This window comes from Acidovorax sp. SUPP950 (genome assembly GCF_030158935.1).
GTDB lineage: Bacteria > Pseudomonadota > Gammaproteobacteria > Burkholderiales > Burkholderiaceae_C > Paracidovorax.
In genome coordinates this window covers 83,047-101,942 of record NZ_BQXE01000006.1, presented here as the reverse complement: position 1 = coordinate 101,942, position 18,896 = coordinate 83,047, and the positions used below count along the sequence as shown (strand labels likewise).

Sequence of the window (18,896 nt, the reverse complement as noted above, 5' to 3'; positions counted from 1 at the left end):
TCTCAGGCGCTGGCTGCCACCTCTGGCTCTGCCACGTTCAAGATCGCCCACTCGCGTCGCAGCGCGCGAGTGGCGTCCACCATGTTGCGCAGCGCGGCTTCGGTTTCGGGCCAGCCGCGGGTTTTCAGGCCGCAGTCGGGGTTGACCCAGAGGTTTTCCACCGGAACGACCTGCGCGGCCTTCTCCAGCAGGCGCCGCATTTCCTGCACGCCGGGCACGCGGGGCGAGTGGATGTCGTACACGCCAGGACCGATCTCGTTGGGGTACTGAAACGCCCCGAACCCCCGCAGCAGCTCCATGTCGGAGCGGCTGGTCTCGATGGTGATCACGTCGGCATCCATGGCCGCGATCTCGGGCAGGATGTCGTTGAACTCGCTGTAGCACATGTGGGTGTGGATCTGCGTGGTCGAACGCACGCCCGATGCGCTGATGCGAAACGCCCGGGTCGCCCATTGCAGGTAGGTCTTCCAGTCCGCGCGGCGCAGCGGCAGGCCTTCGCGGATGGCGGGCTCGTCGATCTGGATGATGCCGATGCCGGCGCCTTCCAGGTCGGTCACCTCGTCGCGGATCGCCCAGGCGATCTGCTCGGCCGTGCGGCTGCGCGGCTGGTCGTCGCGCACGAAAGACCACTGCAGGATGGTGATGGGCCCCGTCAGCATGCCCTTCATGGGGCGCGGGGTGAGGCTTTGCGCGAAGGCGGTCCAGTCCACCGTCATTGGCCGAGGCCGGGCGACGTCGCCGAAGAGGATGGGGGGCTTCACGCAGCGCGATCCGTAGCTTTGCACCCAGCCGTTGGCGGTGAAGGCGAATCCGTCGAGCTGTTCGCCGAAATATTCGACCATGTCGTTGCGCTCGGCCTCGCCATGCACCAGCACGTCCAGGCCCAGGGCCTCCTGCGTGCGCACGGCCCGTTCGATCTCGGCCTGCATGGCGGCGCGGTAGGTGTCCGGGGCTTGCTGGCCGCGCTTGAAGGCGGCGCGGGCGGCGCGGATCTCGGCGGTCTGCGGGAACGAGCCGATGGTCGTGGTGGGCAGCAGCGGCAGTTGCAGCCGCTGGCGCTGCGCGGCCTGTCGGACAGGGAAGGGGGCGGTGCGCTGGTCGGCGCCGGCCGGGGCACTGTCCAGGCGCCGGCCCACATCGGGGCGGTGCACGCGCTGGCTGGCGCGGCGGCTGTCGATGGCGGCGCGCGCGCTGGCCAGGGCCGCCACATCGGGCTGTCCGTTGAGGGCGCTCTGCAGGGTCTGCAGCTCACCGAGCTTTTCCAGGGCGAAGGCCAGCCAGGATTTCACCTCGGCATCGAGCCGGTCTTCCGACGCCAGGCCGAAAGGCACGTGCAGCAGGGAGCACGAAGGCGCGATCCACAGCGGCCCCCGGTGCTTGGCGGCGATGGCGGCCAGGCGCTCCAGCGCGGCGTCCAGGTCGGCCCGCCAGATGTTGCGGCCGTCCACGATGCCGACCGACAGCAGCTTGTGGCTGGGCAGCCAGTCGGTCACGGCCACCAGGTCCTCCGGCGCCCGCACGGCGTCCACGTGCAGGCCGGCCACGGGCAGCTGGCACGCGAGCCGGGTGTTTTCCTGCAGGGGCGAGAAGTAGGTGGCCAGCAGCACCTGGGCGCCGGCGCGGTTGAGCTGCCAGTACGCCGGCTCGAACGCGTGCCGCCAGGCATCGGGCAGGTCCAGGCCCAGGATGGGCTCGTCGATCTGCACCCAGGCCACGCCCTGGCGCTTGAGCCGCGCGAGGATCTGTTCGTACACGTCCAGCAGCGGCTGCAGCAGCGTAAAGCGGTCGAAGCCCTCGGCCTTTTCCTTGCCCAGGTAAAGAAAGCTCAGGGGCCCGAGCAGCACCGCCTTGACAGGGTGGCCCAGGGCCTGTGCCTCGGCCACCTCGTCGAAAAGGCGCTCGCTGGCCAATCGGAAGTGGGTGGACGGCGTGAATTCCGGCACGAGGTAGTGGTAGTTGGTGTCGAACCACTTCGTCATCTCCAGCGCGAACTGGCTGGCGTGTGGCGTGGCGGGTGCGTGGCCGCAGGCGCCCTGGCCCGACTCGCCCTGGCAGACGGCAGCGGTGGCGGTGGACTCGCCACGGGCCATCTTGAAGTAGCGGGCCAGTTCGGGCTGGCCAGGCACGAAGCTGTAGCGCGCGGGCTCGGCGCCCAGCAGCTGGATGTGGTTGGCCACATGGTCGTAGTAGGCGAAGTCGCCCACGGTGACGAAGGCCAGGCCCGCGTCGCGCTGGGCCTGCCAGTGGCGGGCGCGCAGTTCGGCGCCCACGGCTTCCAGCGCCTCGGACGTCAGGTCGCCGCGCCAGTGCTTTTCCAGCGCGACCTTGAGTTCGCGGTGTGCGCCCATGCGCGGAAAACCGAGCGTGTGGGTGGAGATGGGTGATTGGGCCATGGTCGAAATTCCTTTGAATGGGTGGTGCGCTGAGGCAGGCCGCCATGGTCCGGTGATTGCATTTATTATTCAAACGAAAGTTTTGTGCCTTCATCTTGAGAATAACTAATGAACCAGTCGATCCTGGAAATCCGCCACCTGCGCACCCTGGCCGCCCTGCGCGACAGCGGCAGCTTGGTTCGCGCCGCGCAACTGCTCAATCTCACCCAGTCGGCCCTGTCGCACCAGATCAAGCTGCTGGAAGACCGCTACAACGCGCCCCTGTTCGAGCGCAAGTCCGTGCCGCCCCAGTTCAGCGCCACTGGCACGCGGCTGCTGGCGCTGGCCGATGCCTTGCTGCCCCAGGTGGAAGCGGCTGAGCGCGACGTGGCGCGGCTGTCGATGGCGTCCGCCGGGCAACTGCGCATCGCCGTGGAATGCCACACCTGCTTCGACTGGCTGATGCCCGCGATGGACGCTTTCCGCAGCCGCTGGCCCGAGGTGGAGATGGACATCGTGAGCGGCTTTCACGCCGACCCGGTGGGCTTGCTGCACCAGGACCGGGCCGACCTGGCCATCGTGTCGGAGGTGGACGGCGACGAGGCGGGCGTCGACCACCACCCGCTGTTCGGATTCGAGATCCGCGCGCTGCTGGCCAACGGGCACCCGCTGGCCGACAAGCCGTGGCTGGCCGCGCAGGACTTTGCCGACCAGACCCTCATCACCTACCCGGTGCCTGACGAGATGCTGGACATCGTGCGCCAGGTGCTGGAGCCCGCCGGCATCCGCCCGCCCCGGCGCACCACGGAACTCACCGTCGCCATGCTGCAGCTCGTGGCCAGCGGCCGCGGCGTGGCGGCCTTGCCGCTCTGGGCGGTGCAAAGCTATCTGGACCGCGGCTATGTCACCGCCCGGCCCGTGGGCGAGCAGGGCCTGATGGGCGAGCTGCACGCGGCCTGCCTGCCGCAGTTGTCGGGCCGGCACTACCTGCAGGACTTCGTTGGCGTGATTCGCGAGACGAGCTTCGTTGCGCTCAAGGCCGTCACGCTGCTGTAGTCGGCGGCGGTGCCGGTGCGTATTTGTCACCGACCTCTTCGCGCAGGGGATGCGTGTCGTAGACGATCTGCATGGCCCGGATGCGTGGGCTGCCTGGGTCAAAGGTGAAGACATCGACGCAGGTGAAGGCCACCTCGCGGCCGTCGCTCAAAGTCCAGTCGTAGCGGAAGTAGGCTGCGATGCGCACGGCGCCGCCGTCCTGCGGTGCCACCGAGGTGAAGAGGTCCAGCACGGTGATTACGCTGCCATTCGAGGCCTGCGCGAGCCGGTGGAAAAAGTCGCGGGCGCCCAGGGTGCCGAGAAAAGGCGAGTGCACGAGCCCGTCGTCTTCGAAGCAGGCGATCAGGCCCTCGGTATCGCTGGCGTGGAGGTGGCCCAGGTAGGCCTTGACGGTGTCGAGCGGGTGCGTGGTCATGCGGTGTCCTTGGTGGGTCGCTGGGGAGATCGCCCTAGCTTGGCGGCGCCGGCGCTGTCCGGCAAGCCACAATCGGTGCCCATACATAAAGGGTGCTTATGTATCTGCGCCATCTGCAATACCTTCGGTCGGTCGTCGAGCATGGCTCTTTTGCCCGGGCCGCACAGGCCTGTGGCGTCTCCCAGCCTGCCATCAGCCAGGGAATGAAGGCGCTGCAGGCGCACTTTTCCGCCCCTTTGCTGGTCCGAGCGGGGCGCCGCTATGTGCCGACCGAGCTGGCGCGATCGGTGGCGGCGCAATCGTCGTCGCTGGGGCAGCGCATGGGAGCGCTGGGGTTCAAGCCAGTGCCTGCACCCGACCGGAACGTGCTGCGCGTCGGGCTGACGCCATCCGCCGCCCTGGTCTGGGGCCCCGTGCTGTATGCGCGCTGGTGCCTTCCTAATCCCCGGCGCAGCCTCGACATGGCGACGGCGGACGAGGGCGCGTTGCTCGCCGGGCTGCTGCAGGGGCGGTTCGATGCGGTCATCGCGCCCAAGCCGCGCCAATTTGCGCACCCGGACCTGTCCGAGCGCCTGCTTTACGAGCTGCAGCCGCAGGTCTATGCCCGCCGCGGCCATCCCCTGGCACGGGCCCGAACGTTGGCGCAGCTGCAGGGCGCTGCGTGGGCCTGCGTCGGGCCCAGCGTCAAAGGTCCCGTCGATGTGCTCACCGAGGCGCACCGCGTGCGCCGCATGCCTGTGCCCAAGATCGCGGTGCGCTGTCCCGATTTCGCCAGCATGCTCCATCTGGTGGGGCAATCCGATCTGTTGGCCGTCGTGCCCCATCCGGCACTGCTTGGCGCCGCGACGCCGGTGGTCAGGGCGCTTCAACTCGCCGAGGCCTTGCCGCTTTATGGCATGTGGCTGTTCGAACTGCGTACCCGGCCATCGCGCATCGATCCGCAGTGGGTCGCCACCGATCCCTCCCTATCGCAGTCCCACGGTTGAATGGGATGTTGCAAGAAATCAGAGGGTGTGAAGTTTCCGTTGCAGCGGCCCATAATGGCTTTTCTCCCATTCATGCCCACTGTTGCCACCATGCATTCCTCGCAAACCCCGTCATCGTTCGTGCGTCCATTGATCGCATTCCTTTCCCTGGCTTTCGCCGGCACCCTGGCGCAGGCCGCACCGGTGGCCGACGTGCACGCCTTGGCGCAAAAGGAGCAGCAGCCGTTGCTGGACACGCTGCGCGACCTGGTGCACATCGAGTCGGGCAGCAAGGACATCGACGGCCTGAACCAGATCGCCGCGCGCATTGCCCAGCAACTGAAGGCCCAGGGTGGCACCGTGGAGATCCTGCAGCCCACCGACATCTATCGCCTGGACGACACGCCCGAGAAGGTGGGCCCGGCGGTGCATGCCGAGTTCAAGGGCTCCGGCACGAAGAAGATCCTCTTCATCGCGCACATGGACACGGTGTATCTCAAAGGCATGCTGAAGGACCAGCCCTTTCGCATCGATGGCGGCAAGGCCTACGGCCTGGGCATCGCGGACGACAAGCAGGGCGTGGCCACCATCCTGCACACCGTGGGCCTGCTGCAAAAACTCGGCTTCAAGGAGTACGGCACGCTCACCGTTCTGATCAACGGCGATGAGGAAATCAGCTCGCCCGGCGCGCGCAGCACCATCACCCGCGTCGCGGCCGACCAGGATGCGGTGTTTTCCTTCGAGGGCGGCGGCACGGACGGCAGCCTGCGCCTGGCCACCAGCGGTATCGGCGCGGCCTACCTGACGGTGCAGGGCCGGGCCTCGCACGCCGGCGCCGCGCCCGAAAAGGGCGTGAATGCGCTCTACGAGCTGTCGCACCAACTGCTGCAGCTCAAGGACCTGTCCAAGCCCGAGCAGGGCCTCAAACTGAACTGGACGGTGGCCCAGGCCGGCACCAACCGCAACGTCATTCCCGCCGAGGCCACGGCCCAGGCGGACGCCCGCGCCCTGCGCGTGGCGGACTTCGACGGGCTGGAAAAAGAGCTGCAGGCCAAGGTGCAGACCAGGTTGCTGCCCGAATCCAAGGTGTCGGTGAAGTTCGAAGTGCGCCGCCCGCCGCTGGAGGCCAACGACGCCTCGCGCCGCGTGGCCGGCCACGGCAAGGCCATCTACCAGGAACTGGGCCTGCCCCTGAACGTGCTGGACAAGGCCACCGGCGGCGGCACCGACGCAGCGTTCGCCGCGCTGAAGACCCGCGGCGCCGTGGTGGAGGGCATGGGCCTGTCGGGCTACGGGGCGCATTCCAACAACGCCGAATACGTGCAGATCGACACCATCGTGCCCCGGCTGTACCTGGCCACGCGCATGGTGATGGACATTTCGCGCGGCGTGCTCAAGTAAGCCAGTGGTGTCGCGGGGCAAAGAAGGTTTCGCTCCGCAATTACCCATTTTTTGGCAGAAAACTATCCATATTGTATGGCTAAAAGGCAGCAATATTGATATATTTCTGTGCATATGCAGCCGCAATGCACGCTCCAGATCCACGCCCAGGGCCGGTGGCACGACGCCGCCAGCGTCCTGCTGCTGGGTGATCCCGCCCAGGGCTGGCGCACACCCAGCTACACCGGGTATGCGGTGGAATGGGCTGTCGAGCACGGGGGGCGGCGCGATGCCTGGGCGCTGGCCAGCGGCTTCGCCACCGGGCTGGAGCCGCTGGAGCTGCGCCAGTGGCCCGGCTTTCTGGCGGACCTGCTGCCCCAGGGCCATGGCCGCGAAGAGCTGCTGCGCCAGCTGGGCCTGCCCGAGGCGTCGGAAGCCGTGGCCGACTGGCCGCTGCTGCTGGCCGGGGCCGGCAACCCCATCGGCCACCTGCGGGTGAAAGAGGCGGCCGACTGGCTGCAGGCGCGCACCGGGCCGCGCCGCGGCTTCACCGATGCCGAGGTGGCCGAGCGGTCGTCCGACTTCATGGACTACCTGGGCCGCCACGGGCTTTTCGTGGCCGGGTCGTCGGGCGTGCAGGGCGAATGGCCCAAGGTGCTGCTCACGCGCTCGGCCAGCGATGGCCTGCTGCACCTGGACCACTCGCTGCCCGATGGCGAGGCGGCAGCGCATTTCATCGTCAAGTTCGGCCGCGGCACGAACGAGCGGCTCGCGGCCATCCTGCGGCACGAGGCGCCCTACATGGCCATTGCCCGGCACCTGGGACTGCGAGTCCACGCGCCGCTGGTGCTGCGCGACCGGGCGCTTTTCATTCCGCGCTTCGACCGCATCGCCGGCGACGCGGCGCGTGGCTCGGGGCAGGGCGGCGGCGTGGTGCGGCTGGCGCAGGAAAGCATCGCCACGCTCACCGGCCGGGCGGGATTCGGCGCCGTGCCCTCGCACGAGGAGGTGTGCCGCCAGCTGGCCCGCGTGTGCACCGATCCCGCTGCCGAAGTGGCGGAGTACCTGCGCCGCGACGTGGCCAACCTGGCGCTGGGCAACAAGGACAACCACGCGCGCAACACGGCCGTGCAGCGCGGTTTCGACGGGCGCATCGCCCTCACGCCGGTGTTCGACTTCGCGCCCATGTACCTGCACCCCGATGGCATCGCACGGCGCATCCGCTGGGCGGTGGGGGACGACGGTGCGCCGGACTGGCGCCGGGTGCTGGACACCGTCGCCGCCGAATGCGGACTGCCGCGCGCCCCGCTGGCCCAGGCCTTGCGGGACCTGGCCGGCCCCCTGGAAGCAGTGGCGCGCGACGGCGGTGGCTTCGGCCTGGAGCCGGAGGTGCACCGCTTTCTGCAGCCTGCCATCGCGGCCCAGGTGCAGGCGCTGCAGGCCCAGTGACATCAACACTTGAAAAGCGGGCCCCTTTCGCATGGACAAACGCTACACCCCCCTTCCACTGGCACAGCAACTGCTGCTGCGCCGCCAGGCCGTGCAGGACCTGCTGGACCACCCGCAATGGACCCTGCGCGAGTCCATCCGCCACCTGCGCAGCACCTTGCGGCTGACCTCGGCCGAACTGGCGCGCCTGGCGGGCATCTCGCACCGCGCGCTGCAGGACATCGAGCAGGGCCGCAGCCCGGGCACGGTGCAGACGATGAACCGCATCCTGGGCGTGCTCGGTCTGCGGCTGGGGGTGGTGCGGGCACCGGTGGAGCCCGTGGCGCCGGACGACGGCGGTGGCCCCGTTGCCTGACGGGCCACAACGCGCGGCACACAACGCGCGGCATTCTGTTTGCTATCAATTTAATAGCTGTATGCCTTAGTGTTGATTGTGCTGGTGGCCATTTTGGCTTGAACCCCTCCACGGGGTCACCCGGGCGACTGCCTGCGCCCGCGGCGCCTTCACAATGGCCCGATGACCTCACAGAAAGAACACATGCTGGCCGGCCGGCTCTACCACGCCGGCGATCCCGAACTCCAGGCCGACATGGCGGCCAACAAACGCTGGCTCGTGCGCTACAACGCGGCGATGGCCGCAGACCCCGCCGAGCGGCGCGCGCTGCTGGCCGAGCACCTGGGCTCGGTGGGCGAGGGGGCCGTGGTGCGCCCGCCGTTCCACTGCGACTACGGCTTCAACATCCACCTGGGCACGGGGGTGTTCCTCAACTTCAACTGCGTGATCCTGGATGTGGTCGAAGTGCGCATCGGCGACGGCACGCAGATCGGGCCGGGCGTGCAACTGCTCGCGGCGGACCACCCGCGGTCGCCGCAGGAACGGGCCCAGGGCCTGGAGTTCGGCCGCCCGGTGACCATCGGCCGCAACGTGTGGATCGGTGCCGGCGCCCTGGTGATGCCCGGCGTGACGGTAGGGGACGACGCGATCATCGGCGCGGGCAGCGTCGTCACGCGCGATGTACCTGCCGGCGCCACCGTGGTGGGCAACCCGGCCAGGGTGCTGCCGCCGCGCCAGGGCTGAAACACCGGCGCGGGGAGACGCCCGCCTCGCATGCCCCTTCGCTTGCCAGATCTTTTTCATGCAACTAATAATGTTGCATGAAACAAGACAGCAAGCTATCCGGCGTTCTCCATGTGCTGCTGCACATGGCCGAGAACGACACCCCGTCCACCTCCGAATCGCTGGCGCAGGCCATGCACACGCATCCCGTCGTCGTGCGGCGGGTGATGGCGGGCCTGCGCGAGGCGGGCTTCGTCGCCTCGGCCAAGGGCCATGGCGGCGGGTGGGTGCTGTCGTGCCCGCTGGAGGAGGTGAGCCTGGCCGACATCCACCGTGCCGTGGGTGAGCCGCCGTTTCTCGCAGTCGGCCACCGCACCGAGCGCCCGGAATGCCTGGTGGAGCAGGCGGTGAACGCCGCGCTCGACGGCACTTATCGAGAGGCCGAGGCGCTGCTGCTGGCGCGCCTGGAGCAGATCACCCTGGCCGATCTGTCGCGCGACTTCCACCGCCGCTTTGCCCAGAGTGGCCTGTCGATGAAGGAGGTGTCCCATGCGGTTTGATGCCTTGGTCATCGGCGGCAGCTTTGCCGGCCTGTCCGCCGCCATGCAGATCGCTCGCGCCCGGCGCAGCGTGTGCGTGGTGGATGCGGGCGCGCCGCGCAACCGCTTCGCGGCGGCGTCGCACGGGTTCTTCGGCCAGGACGGCGAGCGGCCGCAGGACATGATCGCGCTGGCGCGCCGCCAGCTCCTGGCCTATCCGTCCGTCACGTTCAAGGCGGGAACGGCCACGCAGGCCCGAGCCTTCGGCCCGGCAGGTGAGGGCGGTGACGGTGAATTCGCCGTGACGCTGGATTCGGGCGAGTCGCTGGCCGCCCGCAAGCTGCTGCTGGCCACCGGTGTGCGCGACGAGCTGCCTGCCGTCGATGGCCTGCGCGAGCGCTGGGGCGCCACCGTGCTGCATTGCCCGTATTGCCACGGCTACGAGGTCGGTGGCCGGCCGCTGGGCACGCTGTACGCCGCGCCCGCCTCGGTGCACCACGCGTTGCTCGTGGCCGACTGGGGCCCGATGACGCTGTTCCTGAATGGCCACGAGGCGCCCGATGCCGAATCGCTGGCGCAGCTGGCCGCCCGCGGCATCACCCTCGAGCCGGCGCGCATCGCGGGCCTGGAAGGGGACGCGCCCGCCTTGTCGGGCGTGCGCCTGGAAGATGGCCGCCGGGTGCCGATCGAGGCGCTGTTCGTGCCGCCGCGCACGCACATGGCCAGCCCGCTGGCCGAGCAACTGGGCTGCGCCTTCGACGAGGGGCCGGCCGGCCTGGTGATCCGCACCGATGCCACGCAGCAGACCACGGTGCCCGGTGTGTTTGCCGCGGGAGACGCGGCCATGCCGGGCCACAACGCAACGCTGGCATCCGCCAACGGGCTGATGGCGGGCGTGTGGCTGCACAAGGCGCTGGTGTTCGGGACGTGATGCCCGGGCGCCGGAGGACGGCCCGAAAGCGTGGGAGGGTAGATGGGAAGAAGGGAAGGGTGGCGGCGCTGCGGCGGCCGCCTCGCCATGGGCTGCTAGGCCCCGCTGCCGCAGCACGGGGCCGCCGCGCCGCTCAGAGAATGATCTTGAGCAGGACGAAAACGACGACGCCGGCGCCCACGCACATGAGCACGCGCTTGCCCTGCGGCATGGGGTTTTTCTTGAGCGAAAAATAGGTGCCGACGCCTGCGCCGATCGAGATGCCGAGAATGGATGCAACGGACATGGGATTCCCTCTGAAGAGTGATGAATGGGTGGGAAGGGGAGGGAAGGTGCGGCCTGCGGCGTCAACCGCATTGCGCTGGGAAAGGCGCGAGTCTAAAGAGCACGGCGCCGCCGACCTGTAACCTCCGGTAATGCGCTCGGACATGGTTGCCAGATTGCTATATAAATGATAGCTATCTGCCGGCGTGGAATCTGCGCCGGGGCCCTGTCGAGGCAGGGCCCCGGCGCGCTGCGTTCAGTCCTCTTCCGACTCGCCCAGGAATCCGCCGCTCTGGTGGCCCCAGAGCCGGGCATACACACCGCCCTGTGCCAGCAGCTGCGCGTGCGTGCCTTCTTCGATGACCTGCCCCGCATCCAGCACGATGAGGCGGTCCATCGCGGCGATGGTGGACAGGCGGTGGGCGATGGCGATCACCGTCTTGCCCTGCATCAGCCCGTCCAGGCTCTGCTGGATGGCGGCCTCGACCTCGGAGTCCAGCGCGCTGGTGGCCTCGTCCAGCAGCAGGATGGGCGCATCCTTCAGCATCACCCGCGCGATGGCCACGCGCTGGCGCTGGCCGCCCGAGAGCTTCACGCCGCGCTCGCCCACGTGGGCGTCGTAGCCGCGACGGCCCTGCAGGTCGGTCAGCGTGTCGATGAAGTCCGCGGCCTGCGCCCGAAGGGCGGCCGCGTGCAGGTCCTGCTCGCTCGCGTCGGGCCGGCCGTAGAGGATGTTGTCGCGCATCGAGCGGTGCAGCAGGGAGGTGTCCTGCGTGACCATGCCGATCGCCTGGCGCAGGCTGTCCTGCGTCACGTGCGCGATGTCTTGCCCGTCGATCAGCACGCGGCCGGTCTGCACGTCGTGAAAGCGCAGCAGCAGGTTCACCAGCGTCGATTTGCCGGCGCCCGAACGGCCGATCAGGCCGATCTTCTCGCCCGGCCGGATGGTGAGGTTCAAGCGGTCGATGACCGGCTTGCCGCCCTGGTAGGCGAAGGTCACGTTGTCGAACCGCACCTCGCCGCGCGGCACGGCCAGGGGGCGCGCATCGGGCGCGTCCACCACCGTGCGTGGCCGGGTGAGGGTGTTGATGCCGTCCTGGATGGTGCCCACGCTCTCGAACAGCGTGGTCATCTCCCACATCACCCAGTGGGCATGGCCCGACACGCGCAGCGCCATCGCGGTGACGGCCGCCACCGCGCCCGCGCCCACCTGGCCCAGCGACCACAGCCACAGGGCCGTGCCGCAGGCGCCCATCATCATGGCCACCACCAGGATGTGGTTCACGATCTCGAAGCGGCTCACCAGGCGCATCTGCGCGTAGCCCGTGTGCTTGAACGCATCCATGGCCGCGCGGGCGAACTCAGCCTCGCGCCGGGTGTGCGAGAACAGCTTGACGGTGGCGATGTTGGTGTAGGCGTCGGTGATGCGCCCAGTCATCACCGACCGCGCATCGGCCTGCGCCTTGCCCACCTGGCCCAGGCGCGGCACGAAGTACCAGCACGCCAGGCCGTAGCAGACGATCCACACCAGAAAGGGCACCAGCAGCCGCAGGTCGAAGCCGGCGGCCAGCAGCAGGATGGTGAACAGGTACACCCCCATGCCGATCACCACGTCGGTCGTGGTGAAGATCATGTCGCGCACGGCCAGGGCCGTCTGCATGATCTTGGTGGTGATGCGGCCCGCGAACTCGTCGGCATAGAAGGCCATGCTCTGGCCCAGCATCAGCCGGTGGAAGTTCCAGCGCAGGCGCAGCGGGAAATTGATGGCCAGCGTCTGGTGCTTGACGCTGGTCTGCACCGCCACCAGCACGATGCTGCCCAGCAGCATGCCGATCACCAGCGCCAGCGTGCCCCGGCGCTCGGCCCACAGCGCCGCGGGGCTGACCTGGGTGAGCCAGTCCACCACATGGCCCAGCACGGCGAACAGCAGGGCCTCGTACACCGCGATGGCGGCCGACAGGCCCGCCATCATCACCACGTAGCGGCGCAGCCCGCGTGTGCCGGACCACACGAAAGCCATGAAATCCTTGGGGGGCAGGGTGGGTTCGTTGCCGGGGTAGGGGGGAAGTCGCTTTTCGAAAAACTCAAACACAGGCTCAACTCCTTGGGCCGCCATCGTAAGGGGCCGCCGTCGGCCGTGTGCCCGCGGGGTCTTGGCGCTGCCGTTTCGCCATCCCGATCCCTCGATCGTGTCCGACGTGGTGCGCTTCGGGCCGCTGCATAGAATCCCCCGCAGAGCGGCCTGGGCGAACGGCGGGCGCGCCCCCCGGGTCCTGGGCGCTCCTTCTTTTGCCCTCTTTCCTGCCGTCGATCAATCTTTTGGAACAAAGGCTTTCATGCTTGCACCGCAGCAGTGGATTTGGGGCGTGGTCGCCGTGGCGACCAGTGCGGTCATCCTTCGCCCCTGGCGCCTGCCCGAAGCGGTGTGGGCCGTGGCGGGCGCGCTGGCGCTGGTGGGTTTCGGGCTGCTGCCGGCCAGCCAGGCCTGGAGGGGCGTGCTGCGCGGCGAAGACGTATACCTGTTCCTGGCCGGAATGATGCTGCTGTCCGAGATGGCGCGCCGCGAAGGCGTGTTCGACTGGCTGGCGGCCCTGGCGGCCCGCCGTGCCGGCGGCTCGGGCAGCCGGCTTTTCACCTGGGTCTATCTGGTGGGCACGCTGGTCACCGTGTTCCTGTCCAACGACGCGACCGCGGTGGTGCTGACCCCCGCGGTGTTCGCCGTGGCCCGCGCGGTGGGTGCCTCGCCGTTGCCCTACCTCTTCATCTGCGCCTTCGTCGCCAATGCGGCAAGCTTCGTGCTGCCCATCTCCAACCCGGCCAATCTGGTGCTCTGGGGCGGGCACATGCCGCCGTTGCCCCAGTGGCTGGCGCTGTTCGCGCTGCCTTCGCTGGCGTCCATCGCCGCGACCTTCCTGGCGCTGCGGTTCGCGCTGCGCCACCGCATCGACGCCACCATCCGCACCGAAGTGCCTCCCAGCCCCTTGAGCCGCGGCGGCGCCCTGGCGGCCGCCGGGCTGGCCGTGTCGGTGGTGGTGCTGGTGGCCTGCGCGTGGTTGCGCGTGCCGCTCGGCTGGCCCACGCTGGGGGCGGCACTGGTGACCTTGGCGCTGCTGCGCATCGGGTGCGGCAGCGCTGTCTGGCCCACGGTGCGCTCGGTGTCCTGGAGCGTGCTGCCGCTGGTGGCGGGGCTGTTCGTGTTCGTGCAGGCCCTGGAGTACACCGGCGTGGTGGGGCTGCTGGCCGATGCCTTGCGCAAGGCGGCCACGGCCTGGCCGGGCGGCGCGGACGTGGGGGTGGGCGCCTTGCTGGGTATCGCCGCCAATCTCGTCAACAACCTGCCCGCCGGCCTGCTGGCGGGGGCGGCGCTGGATGCCGCGAACGCCTCGCCGTCGATGCGGGCCGCGGCCCTGATGGGCATCGACATCGGGCCCAACCTGTCGATCACCGGTTCGCTGGCCACACTGCTGTGGCTGGCCGCATTGCGGCGCGAAGGCCAATCGGTCAGTGGCTGGCAGTTCCTGCGGCTGGGCGCCTGGGTGATGCCCCTGGGGCTGGGTGCGGCGCTGCTCACCCTGTGGATCACGCACGTCGCGCTGCGCTGACCGGCTGTGTCAACGCGGCCGTCCGGCCGCTGCGCGAAGGCCTATCGGTACACCACCGTGATGCGCGGCACGGCCTTGACCCCGGGCTGGCGCGAGAGGAAATCCGACAGGAACGCGATCAGGCTCTTTTCGCACAGCGCCATCACGGCTGGGTCCGACGCCATGGCCGCGCCTTGTTTGGCCGCGCGCTGTGACGCCTCCTGCGTGAGGCGGATGACCGCGCCCTTGTTGTCGGTCAGCAGGCCGCCCGACAGCACGCGGTGGCGCAGCTGGCTGATGGCCGGGGTCGCCACCAGCGTCGGCTTGGCCAGGTGGATCTCGATGCCGGCCGGGGTGTTGCGCAGCTCGTAGCTCTGGGGCCGCAGGTCGTAGCCGAACGAGTATTCGGCCGAGTACCAGATCGCCACCACGCCTGTGGAGGCCAGGCCCAGCACGGACTTTTCGACGATCTGGGTGGTGCCTTCCTCGCGCACCACGGTGGCCGCCATGAGCTTCATCTGCTCCGACAGCGATTGCTTGCCCACCGTGAGGTAGTCGGTATAGCGCGTGTAGCCCAGCAACTGCTCGGTCTTCTGGCTCACCTCCTGCTGCAGCTGCGCGACCTGGGCGCGCGCGGCGCGCATGCGTCCCTGCGCCACCCACCAGGCCGTGGCGGCGATGGCGGCCAGCATGGCCAGCAGCAGGGTCAGGAGGGTGAGGCGGGCACGTGACATAAGCGAAGAAGCGTCGAAGGAGGCCGGGCAGGACAAGGCGCAGAGCATAGCCGGCCGCCGCGACAGGCCTGGCCGCGAGGGTGGGCCCACGCCGCGCATGGGTTTTCGGAGGACGCATCCGCAGGCATAATTGAGAACCAATCGCATTTTGAAACCGAGGCAAACTATGGCTGGCAGCACTGCAGCGTCCCGCCTGCATGTCGTCTCGCGCATCGCGGCCGGCATGCTGGGCGGCTACGCATTCACCTGGGGATTCATCGCGCTGTGCGTGGGCCTGGCATTCGCGGCGGGCATGCCGTTCCACGATGCCGAGGCCATGGGCTACATCGTGGGCTTCATCGTGTTTCTGGTGGCCTTCCTCTGGGCCTTTTCGGATTCCCGGCTCGGCCGTGTCTGGCTGGTGCTGGCGGGGGGCGGCGCGCTGATGGCCGGCACCGCGTCGCTGGTGCAGATGGCGCTGATCTGACCGGCCCCCTGTGCCGGCGGTTTTCGTGTCCGTCCCGTTGCCGTGTCGGTCCTGTCTGTGCTGTCTTTAGCGGAAAGGCATTCGTCCCGTGTTCCAGAACTTTCGGCTCACCATGGCCTGGCTGCACACCTGGTTCGGCCTGGTGCTGGGCTTCGTGCTCATGGTCGTTTTCTTCTTCGGCTCGCTGTCGGTGTTCGACCGCGAAATCGACCGCTGGGCCATTCCCGAAACCCGGTTCGCCCCGCAGCCCATGCCGTCGTTCGACCGCGTGCTGCAGCCGGCCTTCCAAACCATGACGCGGCCCGATGCCGCCAACCTCGAGGCGGCTCGCAGCCGGGTGAACGGCCCGCTGGCCGACACCTTCCCCATCGTGAACAGCTGGGGCGCCTACACCACCCACCGCGATCCGGTGCTCGGCATGTTCACCAGCTTCGCCCTGCCCAATGCCAAGGACGCGGACGACCAGGTGTGGGGCACGCGCACCATCGACCCGCGCAACGGTAATCCGCTGCCGGACGACCACCTCAAGATCGGCAGCCGGTTCTTCTACCCGCTGCACTACAGCCTGCACCTGGAATGGAAGAGCCTGGGCTACTGGATCGTGGGCTTCGCCGCGCTGATGATGCTGGTGGCGCTGGTCAGCGGCGTGGTCATGCACCGCAAGATCTTCCGCGAGATGTTTACCTTCCGGCCGCGCAAGCACACCCAGCGCAGCGCCCTTGATCTGCACAACCTGACCGGCGTGGTGGCGCTGCCGTTCCATTTCATCTTCGCGCTTTCGGGCCTGGTGATCTTCGGCGGCATCTACTTTCCCGTCACCGAAACCCAGTTGCATCCGCTGCACGAACTGCATGAGCAGCACGAAGCGCTGGAAACCGGCCTGCCGGCCAAGCGCGCGGGCACGCCCGGCACGCTCGCCTCGGTGGACGCCATGGTGGCCGAGGCCCAGCGCCGCTGGGCCGCCAAGGGCATGGCGGGCGAGGTCGGCTATCTGAACGTGCAGCACGTGGGCGATGCCAATGCCTATGTGAGCGTGTTCCGCGCCGGCACCGACCGCGTCACGCTCACGGGGGAGGGCATCCACTTCAAGGGCGCCACCGGCGAGGTGCTGCGCGAAGACCCGCCGCCCACGGCGATCGCGGGCATCAACAACTTCCTCACCGGCCTGCACCTGCAGCATTTCCGGCACTGGCTGCTGCGCTGGCTGTACGTGCTGGGTGGCCTGTCGGGCTGCGTCTGCATCGCCACCGGCTTCATCTTCTTCGTGGAAAAGCGCAAGCGCCAGCACGCCAGGCAAGGCCTCTCCGGCGCGCGCTGGGTGGACGCCTTCGCGGTGACCACCGTGACCGGCATGCTCATCGCCACCTTCGCCATGCTGATCGGCAACCGGGTGCTGCCGACCGATCTGCCGGGCCGGGGCACCTGGGAGCAATCCGTGTTCTGGGGCGCGTGGGTGCTGGCTTTCCTGCATGGCGTGTGGCGCACGGCGCCGGTGGGGCAGGGCCGAATGGCGCCCGCGTGGGCCGAGCAGTGCTGGGCCGCGGCCGCGTTGGCGGTGGTTGCCGTGCTGCTGAACTGGACCACGACTGGCGACCATCTGCTGCGCACACTTGCTAACGGCTATTGGCCCGTGGCGGGCATGGACCTGGCCCTGCTGACTGCCGCCGCTTTGGCCCTGGTAGCGGCCCGCAGGCTTCGCCAGCGCGCGCGGAGCGCTGCCGCAACGGTGGGCCGCACCGCCCAGGGCATACCGGGGGCTTCTCGTGCTTGACGCATTGCTTTTGCTGGCCGCCGTAGCGGCCAACGTCGCCGGGATGGGGTGGCTGGCACTGTCCATGGAAGTGCACTGGGACGAGGCACTCGGCAACGCCACCCCCCAGTCCCGCCGCACGGCAGTGGCGCTGCGCGTGGCAGGCGCCGCCGCGTTGGTTGGATCGTTGGCTTTGTGTCTGAGCGTGGACCACGGCTCGATGGCTTCGCTGGTGTGGGTGATGGCTCTGGCGGGGGCTGCCTTCGGCATCACCCTGACACTGGCCTGGCGCCCGCGAACACTGGGAATTCTGGTCCCGTGGGTGCCGGCCGCCACGGGTACGGGCCGCTGAGTGAACGAGCGAACTGCGCTACAAAAAGAAAACCCGCCGAAGCGGGTCGAAAAGCAGCCCAGGAGGGAGGAGGAGATCGATTGATGCGGGCTACTGGAGTCCATGATTCCCATCCCAGCTTAGGTGAGGCTTAAATGCACCGATTCTTGATTCCGCACCGGGGCGGTTAACCGTATTCGATTAGGCAAGGCTCTGGCAAATCACGGCTTCGGTGGGGGCGGTTGAGTTCCTTGTTTTATTTTGGGCAACGCTCTCACTGTGACGCGAGAACGGCGGTGTGGTCGGGATTTTTTCGCAGATGTCCTCAATGCTTCGGTTGCGGTGAAGCGATGCATCAGGTCCATGCCGACCATGGCGTGATCTAAGGATCTGTGTGCCATGACCCCATTTTCTCTTTCTGGAACGCGCGGACGCACTTCGAGTTCGTCTTCACAAGAATCTACTCCGGCCTCATCAAGCGCTCGCGGAGGCAGCAGTTCGACCCGCATCCCGCCGGAACTGCAGAACCTGACGCAGCGCAGATCTCGGCAGGACTCGCCCGAAATTCCTCGGCCTATGACGGCCAGAGCGAGTGTTCCCGGATACTCCAGCAGCAGTGACGACGATGAGCCCATAGACACCCGCGCTTGGCTGGCCAACCTATCGCTGGAGCCACCGCCTCGAGCGGAGAAGAGCCCGGAGCAAAAAACACTGGTTCCGGCAAGCACAATTGGCGGCTTTTACGCAACGTGTTCCAACATCATCGGGTTGGTAGACCATTCCAAATCCAAGCTGCCCTCGCAAGGTCCTGCGCAGTGGTTCGCCGAACCCTACATCCGTGCAAAGGATGGGGTCGTACGCCGTTTTCCCGAAATTCGCGGCCAGTTCGGGCATTTTGCGGAACAAATCAAAAATGGTTTGATTTATGACGCTCCTGCGCAACTGACGACAAAGCGGTTTGCAGGACTGGAAGTCAGTGGTGACGGAAAAAAACCGGTATTTGTCGCGAACGGCGTTTCTGTTCCGGCCATTAAATTCGGGCATTTCAGTGTCTATCCCCTGCCAGGAAACCGATTCATGGTTCCACAGCCTGCCTTCAAAGACTGCTCCGCAGCCTGTGAGCTGATGCTGCTGCTGGACCATGGGAAGGTGGACCTGGAGGATCTGAATTCTTCCAAGGTCTATGCTTCAAACACCGCGCGGGACACCCGCGCCGTCATGCACTCGATTAAGTTGGCCACTGGCCTGGAGCCTTTCCAGGTGACGCACGAGTTAAGCTACAAGAGCAGCCTGTTCAGCAAAGACAGAAGCAGAAAAGTAGCCTGGCGTGACTTGGCGGAAAAAATCGACCAATACGGCCCCTGCATTCTCGGCAAGGGGGGGCACATGCTGATGCTGGACAACGTCCGCGAGAGCAAGGGCAAATTCTTTCTCAGCATTCGCGATCCATTCCATGGCACCAGCTTGGAGATTCAGGAATCAGCGGAGTTTTTCAACAGCGGCAGCAAGGCCCCGGACCATGGGCAGGTGGAAGCCATTTTCCTGCCGAGCGAAGTGGGCGGATCATCAACGCACTGACATTCCATCGGTGGGCAGGTGACGAGCA

Annotated in this window: 18 protein-coding genes; 13 read left to right on the top strand and 5 right to left on the bottom strand. The window is 67.8% G+C overall.

Annotation, left to right across the window (positions count from 1 at the left end; all coding sequences use genetic code 11):
• Positions 1 to 2: 2 nt before the first annotated feature.
• The gene (gene metE / locus AVME950_RS20250; RefSeq protein ID WP_284431176.1) at positions 3 to 2,393 is read right to left on the bottom strand and encodes a 5-methyltetrahydropteroyltriglutamate--homocysteine S-methyltransferase; all 2,391 of its coding nucleotides are present in this window, start codon (positions 2,391 to 2,393) and stop codon (positions 3 to 5) included.
• Positions 2,394 to 2,501: 108 nt separating this feature from the next.
• On the opposite strand from metE, the gene AVME950_RS20245 reads away from it, so the two are divergent.
• On the top strand, positions 2,502 to 3,428 hold the full coding sequence (locus tag AVME950_RS20245) for a LysR family transcriptional regulator (protein WP_272563647.1): 927 nt from the start codon (positions 2,502 to 2,504) through the stop codon (positions 3,426 to 3,428).
• Here the strand turns inward: AVME950_RS20245 and AVME950_RS20240 are convergent.
• On the bottom strand, positions 3,415 to 3,843 hold the full coding sequence (locus AVME950_RS20240) for a nuclear transport factor 2 family protein (protein ID WP_284431175.1): 429 nt from the start codon (positions 3,841 to 3,843) through the stop codon (positions 3,415 to 3,417). The two genes, AVME950_RS20245 and AVME950_RS20240, sit on opposite strands and share 14 nt — an antisense overlap.
• A gap of 98 nt (positions 3,844 to 3,941) precedes the next feature.
• Here AVME950_RS20240 and AVME950_RS20235 point away from each other — a divergent pair, with 98 nt between their 5' ends.
• From AVME950_RS20235 to AVME950_RS20205, 7 genes are all read left to right on the top strand, one after another.
• Positions 3,942 to 4,829, top strand: a complete 888-nt coding sequence (locus tag AVME950_RS20235; protein ID WP_284431174.1) for a LysR family transcriptional regulator — start codon at positions 3,942 to 3,944, stop codon at positions 4,827 to 4,829.
• Between the two features lie 90 nt (positions 4,830 to 4,919).
• Positions 4,920 to 6,209, top strand: coding sequence for a M20/M25/M40 family metallo-hydrolase (locus AVME950_RS20230; RefSeq protein ID WP_284431173.1), 1,290 nt, complete (start codon positions 4,920 to 4,922; stop codon positions 6,207 to 6,209).
• A gap of 114 nt (positions 6,210 to 6,323) precedes the next feature.
• Complete coding sequence (locus AVME950_RS20225) at positions 6,324 to 7,637, top strand: type II toxin-antitoxin system HipA family toxin (protein ID WP_284431172.1); 1,314 nt, start codon at positions 6,324 to 6,326, stop codon at positions 7,635 to 7,637.
• Positions 7,638 to 7,668: 31 nt separating this feature from the next.
• Positions 7,669 to 7,992: a helix-turn-helix domain-containing protein gene (locus AVME950_RS20220; RefSeq protein ID WP_284399824.1), complete on the top strand. Its 324-nt coding sequence runs from the start codon at positions 7,669 to 7,671 to the stop codon at positions 7,990 to 7,992.
• Positions 7,993 to 8,154: 162 nt separating this feature from the next.
• Positions 8,155 to 8,715 (top strand): sugar O-acetyltransferase, encoded by a 561-nt coding sequence (locus AVME950_RS20215; RefSeq protein WP_284431171.1) that lies wholly within the window; start codon positions 8,155 to 8,157, stop codon positions 8,713 to 8,715.
• Between the two features lie 77 nt (positions 8,716 to 8,792).
• The gene (locus tag AVME950_RS20210; RefSeq protein ID WP_272569551.1) at positions 8,793 to 9,254 is read left to right on the top strand and encodes an Rrf2 family transcriptional regulator; all 462 of its coding nucleotides are present in this window, start codon (positions 8,793 to 8,795) and stop codon (positions 9,252 to 9,254) included.
• On the top strand, positions 9,244 to 10,164 hold the full coding sequence (locus AVME950_RS20205; RefSeq protein ID WP_284431170.1) for an NAD(P)/FAD-dependent oxidoreductase: 921 nt from the start codon (positions 9,244 to 9,246) through the stop codon (positions 10,162 to 10,164). Before AVME950_RS20210 ends, AVME950_RS20205 begins: the two co-directional genes overlap by 11 nt.
• Before the next feature lie 133 nt (positions 10,165 to 10,297).
• On the opposite strand, the gene AVME950_RS20200 is transcribed toward AVME950_RS20205, so the two are convergent.
• Both AVME950_RS20200 and AVME950_RS20195 read right to left on the bottom strand, forming a co-directional pair.
• Positions 10,298 to 10,450: a hypothetical protein gene (locus AVME950_RS20200; protein ID WP_272569550.1), complete on the bottom strand. Its 153-nt coding sequence runs from the start codon at positions 10,448 to 10,450 to the stop codon at positions 10,298 to 10,300.
• Positions 10,451 to 10,684: 234 nt separating this feature from the next.
• Positions 10,685 to 12,520 carry an ABC transporter ATP-binding protein gene (locus tag AVME950_RS20195; protein ID WP_284431169.1) on the bottom strand — a complete coding sequence of 612 codons (1,836 nt, stop codon included), beginning with the start codon at positions 12,518 to 12,520 and terminating at the stop codon, positions 10,685 to 10,687.
• 244 nt (positions 12,521 to 12,764) lie between these two features.
• Here AVME950_RS20195 and AVME950_RS20190 point away from each other — a divergent pair, with 244 nt between their 5' ends.
• Positions 12,765 to 14,030, top strand: coding sequence for an SLC13 family permease (locus AVME950_RS20190; protein WP_284431168.1), 1,266 nt, complete (start codon positions 12,765 to 12,767; stop codon positions 14,028 to 14,030).
• A gap of 41 nt (positions 14,031 to 14,071) precedes the next feature.
• Here the strand turns inward: AVME950_RS20190 and AVME950_RS20185 are convergent, their stop codons facing one another.
• Complete coding sequence (locus AVME950_RS20185; protein ID WP_284431167.1) at positions 14,072 to 14,743, bottom strand: hypothetical protein; 672 nt, start codon at positions 14,741 to 14,743, stop codon at positions 14,072 to 14,074.
• A 166-nt stretch (positions 14,744 to 14,909) separates the two neighbouring features.
• Here AVME950_RS20185 and AVME950_RS20180 point away from each other — a divergent pair, with 166 nt between their 5' ends.
• From AVME950_RS20180 to AVME950_RS20165, 4 genes are all read left to right on the top strand, one after another.
• Entirely contained in the window at positions 14,910 to 15,209 is a 300-nt protein-coding gene (locus AVME950_RS20180) for an iron uptake protein (protein WP_272569545.1), read from the top strand.
• A gap of 88 nt (positions 15,210 to 15,297) precedes the next feature.
• On the top strand, positions 15,298 to 16,980 hold the full coding sequence (locus AVME950_RS20175; RefSeq protein ID WP_284431166.1) for a PepSY-associated TM helix domain-containing protein: 1,683 nt from the start codon (positions 15,298 to 15,300) through the stop codon (positions 16,978 to 16,980).
• Positions 16,973 to 17,311, top strand: a complete 339-nt coding sequence (locus AVME950_RS20170; protein WP_284431165.1) for a DUF3325 domain-containing protein — start codon at positions 16,973 to 16,975, stop codon at positions 17,309 to 17,311. Before AVME950_RS20175 ends, AVME950_RS20170 begins: the two co-directional genes overlap by 8 nt.
• Before the next feature lie 378 nt (positions 17,312 to 17,689).
• Entirely contained in the window at positions 17,690 to 18,868 is a 1,179-nt protein-coding gene (locus AVME950_RS20165) for a hypothetical protein (protein WP_284431164.1), read from the top strand.
• The last annotated feature ends 28 nt before the right edge of the window (positions 18,869 to 18,896 follow it).